The 15,517-nt window shown below is 71.9% G+C and carries 13 protein-coding genes; all 13 read left to right on the top strand.

Features of this window, described 5'->3' with window-relative positions; genetic code table 11:
* Positions 1 to 24: 24 nt before the first annotated feature.
* Positions 25 to 612, top strand: coding sequence for a bifunctional pyr operon transcriptional regulator/uracil phosphoribosyltransferase PyrR (pyrR, locus tag AC4D16_RS02100; RefSeq protein ID WP_490953773.1), 588 nt, complete (start codon positions 25 to 27; stop codon positions 610 to 612).
* On the top strand, positions 609 to 1,712 hold the full coding sequence (locus tag AC4D16_RS02095; protein WP_490953772.1) for an aspartate carbamoyltransferase catalytic subunit: 1,104 nt from the start codon (positions 609 to 611) through the stop codon (positions 1,710 to 1,712). The genes pyrR and AC4D16_RS02095 overlap by 4 nt, the downstream gene beginning before the upstream one ends.
* Complete coding sequence (locus AC4D16_RS02090) at positions 1,709 to 3,109, top strand: dihydroorotase (RefSeq protein ID WP_490953771.1); 1,401 nt, start codon at positions 1,709 to 1,711, stop codon at positions 3,107 to 3,109. The genes AC4D16_RS02095 and AC4D16_RS02090 overlap by 4 nt, the downstream gene beginning before the upstream one ends.
* Positions 3,097 to 3,663 carry a PH-like domain-containing protein gene (locus AC4D16_RS02085; protein ID WP_490953770.1) on the top strand — a complete coding sequence of 189 codons (567 nt, stop codon included), beginning with the start codon at positions 3,097 to 3,099 and terminating at the stop codon, positions 3,661 to 3,663. Before AC4D16_RS02090 ends, AC4D16_RS02085 begins: the two co-directional genes overlap by 13 nt.
* Entirely contained in the window at positions 3,660 to 5,018 is a 1,359-nt protein-coding gene (carA, locus tag AC4D16_RS02080) for a glutamine-hydrolyzing carbamoyl-phosphate synthase small subunit (protein WP_490953769.1), read from the top strand. Before AC4D16_RS02085 ends, carA begins: the two co-directional genes overlap by 4 nt.
* Positions 5,018 to 8,323 (top strand): carbamoyl-phosphate synthase large subunit, encoded by a 3,306-nt coding sequence (gene carB / locus AC4D16_RS02075; protein ID WP_490953768.1) that lies wholly within the window; start codon positions 5,018 to 5,020, stop codon positions 8,321 to 8,323. Before carA ends, carB begins: the two co-directional genes overlap by 1 nt.
* A 13-nt stretch (positions 8,324 to 8,336) precedes the next feature.
* Positions 8,337 to 9,164 carry an orotidine-5'-phosphate decarboxylase gene (pyrF, locus tag AC4D16_RS02070; RefSeq protein WP_490953767.1) on the top strand — a complete coding sequence of 276 codons (828 nt, stop codon included), beginning with the start codon at positions 8,337 to 8,339 and terminating at the stop codon, positions 9,162 to 9,164.
* Between the two features lie 142 nt (positions 9,165 to 9,306).
* A complete protein-coding gene (gene mihF, locus AC4D16_RS02065) occupies positions 9,307 to 9,645 on the top strand; it encodes an integration host factor, actinobacterial type (RefSeq protein WP_490949098.1) in 339 nt (112 codons plus the stop codon).
* A gap of 10 nt (positions 9,646 to 9,655) precedes the next feature.
* Positions 9,656 to 10,225: a guanylate kinase gene (gene gmk / locus AC4D16_RS02060; RefSeq protein WP_490949099.1), complete on the top strand. Its 570-nt coding sequence runs from the start codon at positions 9,656 to 9,658 to the stop codon at positions 10,223 to 10,225.
* A gap of 42 nt (positions 10,226 to 10,267) precedes the next feature.
* Complete coding sequence (rpoZ, locus tag AC4D16_RS02055) at positions 10,268 to 10,528, top strand: DNA-directed RNA polymerase subunit omega (protein ID WP_490949100.1); 261 nt, start codon at positions 10,268 to 10,270, stop codon at positions 10,526 to 10,528.
* Positions 10,529 to 10,562: 34 nt separating this feature from the next.
* Positions 10,563 to 11,771 carry a bifunctional phosphopantothenoylcysteine decarboxylase/phosphopantothenate--cysteine ligase CoaBC gene (gene coaBC, locus AC4D16_RS02050; RefSeq protein WP_490949101.1) on the top strand — a complete coding sequence of 403 codons (1,209 nt, stop codon included), beginning with the start codon at positions 10,563 to 10,565 and terminating at the stop codon, positions 11,769 to 11,771.
* A gap of 134 nt (positions 11,772 to 11,905) precedes the next feature.
* Positions 11,906 to 13,117: a methionine adenosyltransferase gene (gene metK, locus AC4D16_RS02045; protein ID WP_490953766.1), complete on the top strand. Its 1,212-nt coding sequence runs from the start codon at positions 11,906 to 11,908 to the stop codon at positions 13,115 to 13,117.
* A 134-nt stretch (positions 13,118 to 13,251) separates the two neighbouring features.
* Positions 13,252 to 15,471: a primosomal protein N' gene (locus tag AC4D16_RS02040; RefSeq protein WP_490953765.1), complete on the top strand. Its 2,220-nt coding sequence runs from the start codon at positions 13,252 to 13,254 to the stop codon at positions 15,469 to 15,471.
* Positions 15,472 to 15,517 lie beyond the last annotated feature (46 nt).

Genomic DNA, 15,517 nt, shown 5'->3' with positions numbered 1-15,517 from the left:
AGGCGGGGAAGGAGGAGGCGTGTTATGGCCGTTCCCGCTCAGGAACCCGGTATTTCCAAGCGCGTTGTTCTCGCAGAAGCAGACATAGACCGCGCACTCACCCGCATCGCCCACGAGATCCTCGAGGCGAACAAGGGCCCGCGGGACCTCGTGCTCCTCGGCATTCCCCGTAGGGGCTTCCCGCTGGCACAGCGACTCGCCCAGAAGATCGCCTCCGTGGATCCGAGCGTCGATCCCGACCTGATCACCGGGCAGCTCGACGTCACCATGTACCGCGACGACCTGCGGCGGAATCCCACACGCTCGCCCCTCGCCACGCAGCTGCCGCCGTCGGGGATCGACGACAAGGTGGTGATCCTCGTCGACGACGTCCTGTACTCCGGCCGCACCATTCGCGCGGCTCTCGACGCCCTCGTGGACCTCGGCCGGCCACGTGCCGTCCGTCTGGCCGTCCTGGTGGACCGCGGGCACCGCGAGCTCCCCATCCGCGCGGACCACGTGGGCAAGAACCTGCCGACGTCGTCACGGGAACGCGTCCGCGTCCACCTCGCGGAGATCGACCTGATCGGCGGTTCGGCGGTCAACGAGGTCGTCATCGAGGACCGGGCGTGAAGCACCTCCTCAGTACGCAGGACCTCTCCCGGCGGGACGCCCTCCGGCTGCTGGACACGGCGGAGGAGATGGCGGCCGTGGGGGAGCGGGAGATCAAGAAACTCCCGGCGCTGCGCGGCCGCACCGTGGTCAACCTGTTCTTCGAGGACTCCACGCGCACCCGGATCTCCTTCGAGGCGGCCGCCAAGCGTCTCTCAGCGGACGTCATCACCTTCGCGGCGAGAGGTTCCTCGGTCTCCAAGGGCGAATCGCTCAAGGACACCGCGCAGACCCTCGAGGCCATGAGCGCGGACGCCGTCATCATCCGGCATCCGGCCTCCGGCGCGGCGGCCCGGCTCGCGGCGTCGGGCTGGATCGACGCCGCCGTGGTCAATGCCGGCGACGGCACCCACGAGCATCCCACGCAGGCCCTGCTCGACGCCTTCACGCTCCGCCGCCACTGGGCGAAGCTCGCGGGGCACGCGTCCTCGGGAACCACGCTTGCGGGCATGAAGGTGCTGATCGTCGGGGACGTCCTCCATTCGAGGGTGGCGCGGTCCAACGTCTGGCTCCTGACCACCCTTGGCGCGGAGGTCCTGCTCGCCGGGCCGCCCACCCTCCTGCCCGTCGGCGTCGGCTCGTGGCCGTGCACCGTGTTCTACGACCTCGACGACGCCCTCGCCGAGCGACCCGACGCCGTGATGATGCTGCGGCTGCAGGCGGAACGCATGAACGCCGCGTTCTTCCCGTCCACGCGGGAGTACTCCCGGCGCTGGGGCTTCGACGACGGTCGCCTGGCCCTGCTCGACACCCTCGGGCTGAACGACACCGTGATCATGCATCCCGGCCCGATGAACCGCGGCCTCGAGATCTCCTCCGCGGCAGCGGACTCCCCGCGGTCCACCGTCCTCGCGCAGGTGCGGAACGGTGTCTCCGTGCGGATGGCCGCCCTGTACCTCCTGCTGGCCGGCGGACCGGACGACGCCGACGACACCGGCGCTGACGACACCGGGCGCGCAGCGCACGACGCCGGCGGCGGCGACGACGCGGGCGGCGGCCTCGCGCGGGGCCGCCGCGACGACCGCATGCCCACCTCCACCCCGGAAGGCACCAGCCGATGACGACGCAGACCGGCACCACCGACCCCACCACCGACCCAGCACAGGGCTCCGGCGCGTACCTCATCACGGGGGCGTCGCTCCTCGGCGGTGACCGCTGCGACCTCGTGCTCGAGGACGGGCTGATCACGGCCGTCGGCCCCGAGGCGCGGCAGCAGGCCCCGGCGGGCGCCCACACGCTCGACGCCGACGGCCTCGTGGCCCTGCCCGGCATGGTCGATCTCCACACGCACCTCCGCGAGCCCGGACGGGAGGACGCCGAGACGGTCGAGACCGGTTCGCGTGCCGCAGCCCTGGGCGGCTTCACGGCCATCCACGCCATGGCCAACAGCTCGCCCGTCGCGGACACGGCGGGCGTCGTGGAGCAGGTCTACCGCCTCGGTCTCGCCTCGGGCTGGGTCGAGGTCCGGCCGGTCGGCGCGGTCACCGTCGGTCTCGGCGGCGAGCGCCTCGCCGAACTCGGTGCCATGGCCGAATCCCGCGCCCAGGTCCGCGTCTTCTCCGACGACGGTATCTGCGTGCACGATCCCGTCCTCATGCGCCGGGCCCTCGAGTACGTGAAGGCGTTCGACGGCGTGATCGCCCAGCACGCCCAGGAGCCCCGCCTCACGGAGGGCGCCCAGATGAACGAGGGCGAGGTCTCGGCCGTGCTCGGCCTGACCGGCTGGCCGGCCGTCGCGGAGGAGAGCATCATCGCCCGCGACGTCCTGCTCGCCCAGCACGTCGGCTCACGCCTGCACGTCTGCCACGTCTCCACCGCCGGCTCCGTGGACATCATCCGGTGGGCCAAGGCCCGCGGCATCGACGTCACCGCCGAGGTCACCCCGCACCACCTGCTGCTGACCGACGAGCTGGTCCGCAGCTACGACCCCGTGTACAAGGTCAACCCGCCGCTGCGGACCTCCGAGGACGTGCACGCCCTCAGGGCGGCCCTTGCGGACGGGACCATCGACGTCGTCGGGACCGATCACGCGCCCCACCCGAGCGAGCACAAGGAATGCGAGTGGGCGCAGGCGGCCATGGGCATGACCGGTCTCGAGACCGCCCTGTCCGTGGTGCAGCACGCCATGGTGGAGACCGGCCTGCTCGACTGGGAGGGCTTCGCCCGGGTCACCTCGGTCACGCCCGCGCGCATCGGCCGCCTCGCCCATCATGGGCGCCCGCTCGCCGTCGGTGAGCCGGCGAACCTGATCCTCGTCGATCCCGCCGCGCGCTGGACCGTCGACCCCTCGACCATGGCCACGAAGGGGCGCAACAGCCCCTTCCGCGGGCTGGAGCTCCCCGGGAGCGTCCGGGCCACGTTCCTCGGCGGACACGCGACCGTGCTCGACGGCCGCCTCGCCACGCCGCGCCCGGCCGGCCACGGGACCCACGGGGAGGCCTCGGCATGGAGTATCTAGGCTGGGTCGCCCTGACAGCGGCCATCATCGTCGTCATCGTCGCGCTGATGGCGCTCGGCTGGCGCAACCGGCTACGGCGCCAGTCCGACGTCCCGGCGCCACCCGAGCCGCCGGTCGACGCCGGACCGGTGCTCTACGAGGCCGAGGGCCAGTACGTGGCCACGACGACCGCGGGGGACTGGCTGGACCGCATCGCGGTGCACGGGTTGGGCCTGCGCGGCAACGCCGTCGCACGCGTGCACCGCACCGGGATCCTGATGGACAGGACGGGTGCCCGGGCCGTGTGGATGCCCCGGGAGAGCCTCGTCTCGACCCAGCTCGCCGGGGGCATGGCGGGGAAGTTCGTCGAGAAGGAGGGCCTGGTGGTCATCACCTGGCTCCTCGACGACGCCACGCGCGTCGACACGGGCTTCCGCACCCGACACGCCGCCCACAAGAACCAGCTCCTCGCCGCGGTCGCGGCGCTCGTCCCCGCCGAGGCCGACCACCGGCCCGGCACCCGCACCCCTCTCCCGCACACGCCACCCACCCCCGAAAGCAGGGAACAGCAGTGAGCCACGTTCCAACCACGGCGCCGGTCCGGACAACGGCTCCGGCCGTGCTCGTCCTCGAGGACGGCAGGACCTTCCGCGGCCGCGCCTACGGAGCCGAGGGCACAGCGCTCGGCGAGGCGGTCTTCGCCACCGGCATGACCGGCTACCAGGAGACCATCACCGACCCCTCCTACGCCCGGCAGCTCGTGGTGCAGACCGCGCCGCACATCGGCAACACCGGCGTGAACGCGGACGACGCCGAGTCCCGCCGCATCTGGGTGGCCGGCTACATCATCCGCGACGCCGCCCGCCGTCCGTCGAACTGGCGCTCCGAGCAGAGCCTCGACGACCAGCTGCGCGAGCAGGGCGTCGTCGGGATCGAGGGCGTGGACACCCGCGCCATCACCCGCCACCTCCGGGAGCGTGGGGCCATGCGTGCCGGGATCTTCTCCGGGGCGGATGCCTCGCTCGCGGAGGCACAGCTCGTGGAGCGGGTGCTCGCCCAGCCGTCCATGGCCGGGGCCCGCCTCGCCGAGGAGGTCAGCATCGGCGAGGCCTACGTCGTCGAGCCCGCCGATCACGGCTTCACCGGCACACCCGTGGCGACCGTCGCGGCCCTCGACCTCGGCATCAAGGCCATGACCCCGAAGCACTTCGCCGAGCGCGGCGTGCGCACCGTGGTGCTCCCGGCGGGGGCGAGCTTCGAGGACGTCGCAGCCGTCCGGCCCGACGGCGTCTTCATGTCCAACGGTCCGGGCGACCCCGCGACGGCCGACGCCCAGGTGGAGCTCCTCCGCCGCGTCCTCGACGCGCGCATGCCGTTCTTCGGCATCTGCTTCGGCAACCAGATCCTCGGGCGGGCCCTCGGGTTCGGCACCTACAAGCTGCGCTACGGCCACCGGGGCATCAACCAGCCGGTCCTGGACCGCCGCACGGGCAAGGTGGAGATCACCTCGCACAACCACGGATTCGCCGTCGACGCGCCCCTCGACGGTCCCGTCGAGGCGCCCACGGGCTCGTACGGCCGGGTCGAGGTGAGTCACGTGAACCTCAACGACGACGTCGTCGAGGGCCTCGCGTGCCTCGACCTGCCGGCGTTCTCGGTGCAGTACCACCCCGAGGCGGCCGCCGGCCCCCACGACTCCGCCTACCTCTTCGACCGGTTCACCGACCTCATGCTGGCGGAGAGGGCCGAGCCCGGCTCGGGCAACGCCGTCCGCGCCTCCGCCCTCGACGCCGCCTCGGAGACCGAGGCGCTCGCGCGTGCGGCCGCCGCCGAGCTCGGGACCCACGGATCGAAGGTCACGGGGACCCAGGCCCGCCACGAGCTCCCCGGCCACACCAGCCACACCAGCCCGACCCAGGAAGAGAACTGATGCCCCGCAGAACCGACCTCACGAGCGTCATGGTCATCGGCTCGGGGCCGATCGTCATCGGCCAGGCCGCGGAGTTCGACTACTCCGGCACACAGGCCCTGCGAGTCCTCCGCGAGGAGGGCCTGCGCGTCATCCTCGTGAACTCGAACCCGGCCACGATCATGACCGACCCCGAGTTCGCGGACGCGACCTACGTGGAGCCCATCACGCCGGACGTCGTCGCGAAGATCATCGCGAAGGAACGGCCCGACGCCCTCCTGCCGACGCTCGGCGGACAGACCGCGTTGAACACGGCGATCGCGCTGGACAAGAACGGCGTGCTGGAGAAGTACGGCGTGGAGCTGATCGGCGCGAACATCGCCGCCATCGAGCTCGGCGAGGACCGCGAGAAGTTCAAGGGCGTCGTGGCGCGCTGCGGCGCCGAGTCCGCGCGGTCGGCGATCATCCACACCATCGACGAGGCCCTCGTGGCCGCCGTGGACCTCGGCTACCCGATGGTCGTCCGCCCGTCCTTCACCATGGGCGGCCTGGGGTCGGGCCTCGCGTACACCGAGCAGGACCTCCGTAGGATCGTCGGCCAGGGCCTGCAGTACAGCCCCACGAGCGAGGTCCTCCTCGAGGAGAGCATCCTCGGGTGGAAGGAGTACGAGCTCGAGATGATGCGGGACAAGAACGACAACGTCGTGGTGGTCTGCTCCATCGAGAACGTGGACCCCGTGGGCGTGCACACCGGTGACTCGATCACGGTGGCGCCCGCGCTGACGCTCACCGACCGCGAGTACCAGCGGCTCCGGGACATCTCGATCGCGGTCATCCGCGAGGTCGGCGTGGACACCGGCGGCTGCAACATCCAGTTCGCGGTGGAGCCGGACACCGGACGCGTGGTCGTCATCGAGATGAACCCGCGCGTCTCCAGGTCCTCCGCGCTGGCGTCGAAGGCTACCGGTTTCGCGATCGCGAAGATCGCCACCAAGCTCTCGCTCGGCTACACCCTCGACGAGATCCCGAACGACATCACCCTGAAGACCCCGGCGTCCTTCGAGCCCACGCTCGACTACGTGGTGGTCAAGGTCCCGCGCTTCGCGTTCGAGAAGTTCCCCGCGGCGGATCCCACGCTGACCACCACCATGAAGTCCGTGGGCGAGGCCATGGCCATGGGCCGCAACTTCACCGAGGCCCTGCAGAAGGCGCTCCGGTCGCTGGAGCAGAAGGGGTCGCAGCTCTCCTTCGCCCCCGTGGCACCGGAGGAGGTCGACGCGCTCGTCGAGGCCGCCAGGCGCCCCACCACCGAGCGCCTCTCGCAGGTGCAGCGCGCCCTGCTCGGCGGCGCGAGCGTCGAGCGACTGTTCGAGGCCACGAAGATCGACCCCTGGTTCCTGGACCAGCTCGTCCTCCTCAACGAGGTGGCCGAGGAGGTCCGTTCGGCGCCGAACCTGACCGAGGACGTGCTCCGCCACGCCAAGCGGCACGGTTTCTCGGACGAGCAGATCGGCGAGCTCACGCACACCCCCGACGCCGTCGTCCGGGGGGTGCGGCACGCCCTCGGGATCCGCCCGGTGTTCAAGACCGTGGACACTTGCGCGGCCGAGTTCGCCGCATACACGCCCTACCACTACTCGTCCTACGACGAGGAGGACGAGGTGGAGCAGCACGAGAAGCCGTCCGTCATCATCCTCGGGTCCGGTCCCAACAGGATCGGGCAGGGCATCGAGTTCGACTACTCGTGCGTGCACGCCACCATGGCGCTCCGCGAGGCCGGCTACGAGACCGTCATGATCAACTGCAACCCCGAGACGGTGTCCACGGACTACGACATCTCCACGCGCCTCTACTTCGAGCCGTTGACGCTCGAGGACGTGCTCGAGGTCATCGCGGCCGAACAGCGCACGGGCGGCTTGCTCGGCGTCTTCGTGCAGCTCGGCGGGCAGACGCCGCTGAAGCTCGCGCAGGAACTCGCCGACGCCGGCATCCCCATCCTCGGCACGTCCCCGGAGGCGATCGACCTCGCCGAGCACCGCGGCGCGTTCAGCCGCGTGCTGGAGGCCGGCGGGCTGACCGCCCCGAAGAACGGCACCGCGGTGTCCTTCGAGGACGCGAGGAAGATCGCCGACGACATCGGGTACCCCGTCCTGGTGCGCCCGTCCTACGTGCTCGGCGGCCGCGGCATGGAGATCGTCTACGACGAGGCCAACCTCTCCCGCTACATCACCAACGCCACCGAGATCACCGAAGCCCACCCGGTGCTGATCGACCGCTTCCTCGAGGACGCGATCGAGATCGACGTCGACGCCCTCTACGACGGCACGGAGATGTACCTCGGCGGCATCATGGAGCACATCGAGGAGGCCGGTATCCACTCCGGCGACTCGGCGTGCGTGCTCCCGCCGATCACTCTCGGCGCGGACGTCCTGCAGCGCGTGCGCGAGGCCACCCTCGCGATCGCCGAGGGCGTCGGTGTGCGCGGACTGATCAACATCCAGTTCGCCCTCGCCTCGGACGTCCTCTACGTGCTCGAGGCGAACCCCCGCGCATCCCGCACCGTCCCGTTCGTGTCCAAGGCCACCGGAGTCCAGCTGGCCAAGGGAGCCGCCCTGATCGGCACCGGCGTCACGGTCGCGGAGCTGCGCACGCGCGGTCTGCTCCCGGCACGGGGCGACGGCGGCTCCCTCCCGTGGGACGCGCCGGTCTCGGTCAAGGAGGCCGTGCTGCCCTTCAGCCGCTTCCGCACGCCCGAGGGCACCGTCGTGGACTCGCTGCTCGGCCCCGAGATGCGCTCCACCGGCGAGGTCATGGGGATCGACAAGTACTTCGACACCGCCTTCGCCAAGAGCCAGGCGGCGGCCAACGCGGCCCTGCCCACCGAGGGCAAGGTGTTCGTCTCGGTCGCGAACCGCGACAAGCGCTCCATCATCATGCCGGTCAAGCGCCTCGTGGACCTCGGTTTCGAGATCGTCTCGACGGGCGGCACCGCGGACGTGCTCCGCCGGAACGGCATCCAGGCCACGACCGTCCGCAAGGTCGCCGAGGGGGCCGGTGAAGGGCAGGGGACCGTCGTGGACCTCATCACCGAGGGCGGGATCGACATGATCATCAACACGCCGTCGGGCGGTCAGGCGCGCGGCGACGGCTACGAGATCCGGGCCGCGGCGACCTCCTACGGCCTGCCGGTGATCACCACCATCCCCGAGGTCGGGGCGGCCGTGCAGGCCATCGAGGCCATGCGGTCCTACGAGTGGTCGGTGACGAGCCTGCAGGAGCACGCCGCCAACCTCCGCGCGTCCACCGAGGTCCGCGATGCCTCCTGAGGCTCCCGCCCCCATGGCACGCGCTCCGTTCGGGGAGCGTCTGGCCGCCGCGCGCGCGGCGAAGGGCAGTCTGTGCGTCGGGATCGACCCGCATCCGTCCCTGCTCGGCGCGTGGGGGCTCAGGGACACGCCCGAGGGACTGGAGCACTTCTCCCTGACGGTGCTCGACGCCGTCGGGACCGTGGCGGCGGCCGTGAAGCCTCAGGTGGCCCTGTACGAGAGGCACGGCGCGCGGGGTCTCGCGGTCCTCGAGATCGTGCTGGCCCGCGCCGCGCAGGCGGACCTCCTGACCATCGCCGACGCCAAGCGGGGCGACATCGGCTCGACGATGCAGGCCTACGCCGACGCCTGGCTGGGGGAGGGGCGTCCGCTCGCGGCCGACGCCGTGACGCTCAATCCCTACCTCGGCTTCGAGTCCCTGCGGCCGGCACTCGACCTCGCCGCGGCCACCGGGCGGGGCGTGTTCGTCCTCGCCCTGACCTCGAACCCCGAGGGCCGGACGGTGCAGCACGTCGGCGGGCGGGAGTCGGTCGCGCGGTCCATCGCGCTGGCCGCCGCGGCCGAGAACGCGGGCACCGCTCCCGGTCACGTGGGGCTCGTGGTCGGCGCCACGGTGCAGGACGCCGCCGTGCGCCTCGGCCTCGACCTGCCCGCGCTCAACGGCCCGATCCTCGCCCCCGGCGTGGGCGAGCAGGGTGCGGGCCGCACCGAGTTGCGCAGCGCCTTCGGTGACGCGCTGCCGTTCGTGCTGCCGACGTCGAGCCGCGCCGTGCTGTCCGCGGGCCCCGGCGTCACCGCCCTGCGCGAGAGCGCGGAACGGACGCGCGACCAGCTCGCGTGAACCCGCGGGTGCATTGATTTCCGGGGTGAGTGCCCGGTAGGTTCGGTTCCAGTCCGAGCCCCGGAAGCCGGGGTCCCACCCGACCATCCACACGACGACCGCCCGCTCCCACCCGTGGCAGCGCGCGGCGCAGGGAGCGCCCGTGAGCCTGAAGCCTTTGACGGACGTCGAGCGAGCTCAGGCGCGGGAGAAGGCGACGGCGGCGCGGGCCGTCCGTGCCGACATCAAGGCGCAGCTGAAGACGGGTAAGCTTTCGGTGGCCGATGTGATCGGCAATCCGGAGGGCGACGACGCCGTGGGCCGGCTCAGGGTCGTCGATCTCCTCAAGGCACTGCCCGGCGTGGGAGACGTCCGGGCCGCCGCCATCATGACGGAGGTCGGCATCGCGGCGACACGCCGGGTGCGCGGCCTCGGCATCCACCAGCGCAGGCTCCTCGTCTCCTATCTCGAACACCACCACACTGGCCAGGCCAGCAAGTAAGGAAGCGTCAGTGTCACACCCCCGGTTGACAGTCCTCGCCGGTCCGACGGCGGTCGGCAAGGGAACGGTCTCCACCTACATCCGGGACAACTATCCGGAGGTGTGGCTGTCGGTCTCCGCAACCACGCGACCGCCGCGACCGGGTGAGGTGAACGGGGTCCACTACTTCTTCGTCTCGCCGGAGGAGTTCGACCAGCTCGTGCTCGACGGCCAGCTGCTCGAGTGGGCCGTGGTCCACGGACGCAACCGGTACGGCACGCTCCGCAGCACCGTGCAGGCCGCCATGGACGAGGGCCGGGCGGTGCTCCTGGAGATCGATCTGCAGGGCGCGCGCCAGGTGAAGGAGACCATGCCGGAGGCCACATTCGTGTTCCTCGCCCCGCCCAGCTGGGAGGAGATGGTGCGGCGGCTGGTCGGCCGCGGCACCGAAACCCCCGAGGAACAGCAGCAGCGGCTGGAAACGGCTAAACTGGAGCTTGCCGCCGAGCCGGAATTCAATCACACCGTCGTCAACGACACCGTGGAGCATGCGGCGGACGAGCTCGTATCACTGATGGGACTGACCCCGCTGCAGCGCTGAGAGGCCCCGCACCAGCCATCCCGCCCAATGTTTGGAGATTTTGTGTCAACTCAGCCCGAAGGCATCATCAACCCGCCGATCGACGACCTGCTCGAGGCCTCGGACTCGAAGTACGCCCTCGTGATCTACGGTGCCAAGCGTGCCCGCCAGATCAACGCGTACTACTCGCAGCTCCACGAGGGCCTCTTCGAGTACGTCGGCCCGCTCGTCGACACGAAGCTGAACGAGAAGCCCCTCTCCATCGCGCTCCGCGAGATCAACGAGGGCATGCTCGTCTCCACCCCGATGGAACCGACCGAGTAGACCCCCAGGTCACGCGTCGGCGGACGGACGATCGGTGCGCGTAGTACTCGGTGTCGGAGGAGGGATCGCGGCCTATAAGGCTGCGTCCCTCCTTCGTCTTTTCACGGAGGCCGGCCATGAGGTCACCGTCATCCCGACCGACGCCGCACTCCGCTTCGTGGGCACCGCCACCTGGGAGGCCCTCTCCGGCAGACCGGTGAGCAACAGCGTCTGGGATGACGTCGAGAAGGTCAACCACGTGCGCCTCGGCCACGAGGCCGACCTCATCGTCGTCGCGCCTGCCACCGCCGACGTCCTGGCACGGGCAGCCGCGGGACTCGCGAACGATCTCCTCACGGGAACGCTCCTCATGGCCCGCGGACCGGTGGTGATGGCCCCCGCGATGCATACCGAGATGTGGCAGCACGCCGCCACCCGGGCGAATGTGGCGACCCTCCGCTCCCGCGGGATCACGGTCATCGAACCGGCGTCGGGTCGCCTGACCGGATCCGACTCCGGGCCGGGCAGGCTCCCCGAACCCGCGGACATCTTCGCCGCCGCCCTCGAGACGGCGACGCCGCGTGGACGATCGCTCGCCGGTCAGCGGGTCACCATCACCGCCGGCGGGACGCGCGAGGCGCTGGATCCCGTCCGCTTCCTCGGCAACCGCTCCTCGGGCAAGCAGGGCATCGCCCTCGCCGAGGCCGCCCTCGCGCAGGGCGCGGAGGTCACCCTGATCCTCGCCCACGCGGAGGTCCCTCCGCCCGCGGGGTGTGACGTCGTCCGCGTGGAGTCGGCGCTCGAGCTGCGTGAGGCCGTCCTCCACGCCCTGCCCGCCACCGACGTCCTCATCATGGCCGCCGCCGTCGCCGACTTCCGGCCGGCCTCGGTCGCGGGGTCGAAGATCAAGAAGAGTGATGACGGCGCCGATCCCGTGATCACCCTGGTCCGGAACCCCGACATCCTCCGTGAAGCCGTCCTCGCCCGTGCGGACCGGTCCGCGCCGCTGGTGATCGGTGGTTTTGCGGCCGAGACCGGCGACGCCACGGCCGACCCCCTCACCCATGCACGGGCCAAGCTCGCCCGGAAAGGTTGCGACTTCCTGGTGCTCAACGTCGTCGGGTCCGGACTCGTCTTCGGCGAGGACTCCAACGAGGTCACCATCCTGAGCGCGGGCGGCGGCGAATCAGAGCCGGTGCGCGGTTCGAAGCGGGCGGTCGCCGAGGCCGTCATCGAGCATGCGGCCGGCCTGCTGGGCCACTGAGACGCAGCGTTCCGCCAGCCGTTCACCCCTGTCATCCCGCGGGTGTCACCCCGACACCCCGCGCCCGTTCCGCTGTCCTGCGGCCTGCCCGATGCCCGGGCAGGGCCCGGGTCCCGACCAAGTAGAGTGAGCACGTGACTTCACCGACCACCGATTCCCGCCTGCGGCTCTTCACCTCGGAATCGGTGACGGAGGGCCATCCCGACAAGATCTGCGACCAGATCAGCGACGCGATCCTGGACGGGTTGCTCGAACAGGACCCGGACTCGCGCGTGGCCGTGGAGACGCTCGTCACCACCGGGCTCGTGCACGTCGCCGGAGAGGTGACCACCGAGGCCTACGTCGAGATCCCCGAGATCGTCCGGCGGACCATCCTCGGCATCGGCTACGACTCCTCCGCGAACGGCTTCGACGGCGCACGGTGCGGGGTGTCCGTCTCCATCGGTCAGCAGAGCGCGGAGATCGCGAGCGGGGTCTTCACCTCGCTCGAGACGCGCGAGGGCACCGGCCTGGACCCCTACGACGCCCAGGGCGCCGGCGATCAGGGCATCATGTTCGGCTACGCGAGCGACGAGACCGCCGTCCTCATGCCCACCCCCATCTGGCTCTCCCACCGACTGTCCGAGCGGCTCACCGCGGTGCGCAAGGACGGCACGCTGCCGTACCTCAGGCCCGACGGCAAGACCCAGGTGACCGTCGGCTACGACGGCGACCGCCCCGTCTCGATCGACTCCGTGGTCATCTCGTCGCAGCACTCCGCCGAGGTCTCGCTGGACCGCCTCCGCGCGGACCTCGTCGAGCACGTGATCACACCGGTCCTCGCCGACACCGAACTCGACACCACCGGCGTCCGCCACATCCTCAATCCCGGCGGCGCCTTCGTCATCGGCGGGCCGGTCGGTGATGCCGGGCTCACCGGACGGAAGATCATCGTCGACACCTACGGCGGCATGGCCCGGCACGGCGGCGGTGCCTTCAGCGGCAAGGACCCCTCGAAGGTGGACCGCTCGGCCGCCTACGCCATGCGCTGGGTCGCGAAGAACGTCGTCGCTGCGGGCCTCGCCCGGCGCGCCGAGATCCAGATCGCCTACGCCATCGGCATGGCGCAGCCCGTGGGCGTGTACGTGGAGACGTTCGGCACGGAGACCGTGGACCCGATCAGGATCGGCGAGGCCATCCGGGAGATCTTCGACCTGCGGCCGCTGGGCATCATCAACGCCCTCGACCTCAAGCGGCCCATCTACCAGCGCACCGCGGCGCACGGGCACTTCGGCCGCGAGCAGGACGGCTTCACGTGGGAGCTCCTCGACCGCGTGGAGAAACTGCGGAGCTACTTCGACGCCTGACCCGTCGGCGAGCGCGACGCGAGCCCCGTGAGCAGGACGCCGGCGACGGATGCCGCCGGCGGGTGCCCGCTGCAGCGCGACACGCCCCACGGGTGGCGAGGCAGGAGTGTGCAGGTGACAGGGACGACGACACCATGACGGGCAAGCGACAGGACCCCGCGACCGCGGACGGCCAGCTCTCGCTCCTGCACGGCTTCGGGGCTGCAGCCCTTCCCCGCGCCGGCTCGGACGTGGAGCGCGCCGCGACCCTCCCCATCGCCCGCGTGATCCTGGACGCCCAGGTGCCCCACCTCGACCGGTTCTTCGACTATTCGGTCCCCGCCGCCCTCGACGCCGAGGCGCAGCCGGGTGTCCGGGTCAAGGTGCGTTTCGCCCACCGCGAGCACATCGGGTTCCTCGCCCAGCGCGTCGAGGATGCGAGCACGACGGCGACCCTGCTGCCGCTCGACGGCGTCGTCTCCCCGGAGCGCGTCCTCACCCCGCCCGTCCTGGCGCTGGCCGAAGCCGTCGCCGCGCGGTCCGTCGGCACCGTGAGCGACGTCCTCCGTGCCGCGATCCCTGCCCGGATGGCCCGTGTCGAGACGGCCTTCGCCGCGGCGGCGGGCGCCCAGGAGACCGCGCCGACCGCCGGGCCGGACGACGAACCGGCGGAGCCTGCCGACCCCGGGCACTCCGGTGGATTCCTCCGTTACCCGGGCGGCCCCGCGTACCTCCAGCACCTGACCGACGGCGGTTCCCCGCGCGCCGTGCTGACGACGCTCGGCGGATACGGGCCCATGGCGTGGACGCAGGAGGTCACGGACGCCGTCGCGGCGACGCTCGCCTCGGGCCGGACCGCCGTCGTCGTCGTGCCCGACCAGCGTGACCTCGCGAGGGTCGAGGCGGCCCTTACCGCGCGGCTCGGCGCCGAGGTGATCGCGCGCCTCACGGCCGAGGACGGCGCCACGCCGCGGTACCGGAACTTCCTGCGCCTCCTGCACGGCACGGCACGGGTGGCCGTGGGCACGCGCTCGGCAGCTTACGCGCCCGTCGCGGACCTCGGACTGGTCTGCCTGTGGGACGACGGCGACGACCAGCACGTGGAGCAGCGGGCGCCGTACCAGCACATCAGGGACGTCCTGCTGCTCCGCGCGGACCAGGAGAACGCGGGCATGCTCGTCGGGTCCTTCGCCCGGAGCACCGAGTCCCAGCGGCTCGTGGACACCGGGTGGGCACACGCCCTCCAGGCCGCGCGCTCCGACGTGCGGAGCGCCACCCCGCGGGTGGTCCACGCCGGCGACGCCTACCAGCTCGCGCGCGACCCGCTCGCGGCGCAGGCGCGCATTCCCCACGCGGCGTGGGCGGCCGCGCAGGCGGGGCTGCGGACCGGGCCCGTGCTCCTGCAGGTGGCACGCACCGGTTTCTCCCCGGCGCTGGCGTGCGACCGTTGCCGCCACCCGGCCCGATGTGCGGTCTGTGCCGGCCCCCTCGCGCAGTCGAGCCGCGACGCCGCCCTGCAGTGCCGCTGGTGCGGCCGCCCGGACCGCCGGTGGGAGTGCCCCGAGTGCGGCGGCACGCACGTGCGCGCCACCGTCGCGGGGGCCACCCGCACCGCGGAGGAGCTCGGCAGGGCGTTCCCGGGCGTCCCCGTGGTCTCCTCCGCCGGCGAGCACATCCTCGACGCCGTCGCCGACACGCCCGCCGTCGTCGTCGCCACGCCGGGTGCCGAACCGGTGGCTCCCGGCGGGTACGCCGCGGTGATCCTCCTCGACGGCAACGCCATGCTGAGCCGGGAATCGCTGCGCGCGGGTGAGGACGCGCTGCGCCGCTGGTTCGGCGCCGCCGTCCTCGCGCGGCCGGCCTCCGCGGGCGGGACGGTGGTGATCACGGGAGACGACGACGTCGCCGTCGGGCACCTGGTGCGCTGGGACCCGGCGGGCGCCGCCGCACGCGAGCTGGCGGAGCGTCACGAGCTCGGGCTGCCACCGGCGGTGCGGTACGCGGTGCTGACGGGCTCGCGCGAGGCCCTCGTCCACTTCCTCGAGGGCGTGGACGTCGAAGGCGCGGCGCGGGTCGTCGGTCCGGCTCCCGTGCCCGCGGACGTCCGGCGCGAGGCGATGCTCGCGGCACGGGCGGCCGCGCCCGGGACCGGCGCGCGCCGGACGGCGGTGCAGGGCCGCAGTGCCGGCTCCGGTGCCTCGGCGCCGTCCGCCGAGACACTGCTCGGCCACGGCAGCCACCGCGTGCTGCTGTTCTTCTCCTACCGGGCTGCGGCCGGGATGACCCGCCAGTTGCGGGCGCGGCGTGCGGCACTGTCCGCGAAGCGGTCCGGGGAATCGGTGCACGTCAGGCTCGACGCGCTCGACGTCCTGTAGCCGGAGCCCCTCCAGCCGGAATTTCTGCAGCCGGAGCACCCCCCGG

The organism is Arthrobacter sp. TJ-236, from assembly GCF_058269235.1.
Note: the sequence above shows the minus strand (reverse complement) of the source record. Positions and strands in the feature narration are given on the sequence as shown.

Bases quoted from the DNA above. Each gene is read 5' to 3' on its own strand.
- pyrR (WP_490953773.1), top strand. From the start codon at position 25: ATGGCCGTTCCCGCTCAGGAACCCGGTATTTCCAAGCGCGTTGTTCTC.
- AC4D16_RS02090 (WP_490953771.1), top strand. From the start codon at position 1,709: ATGACGACGCAGACCGGCACCACCGACCCCACCACCGACCCAGCACAG.
- AC4D16_RS02085 (WP_490953770.1), top strand. From the start codon at position 3,097: ATGGAGTATCTAGGCTGGGTCGCCCTGACAGCGGCCATCATCGTCGTC.
- carB (WP_490953768.1), top strand. From the start codon at position 5,018: ATGCCCCGCAGAACCGACCTCACGAGCGTCATGGTCATCGGCTCGGGG.
- pyrF (WP_490953767.1), top strand. From the start codon at position 8,337: ATGGCACGCGCTCCGTTCGGGGAGCGTCTGGCCGCCGCGCGCGCGGCG.
- AC4D16_RS02040 (WP_490953765.1), top strand. From the start codon at position 13,252: ATGACGGGCAAGCGACAGGACCCCGCGACCGCGGACGGCCAGCTCTCG.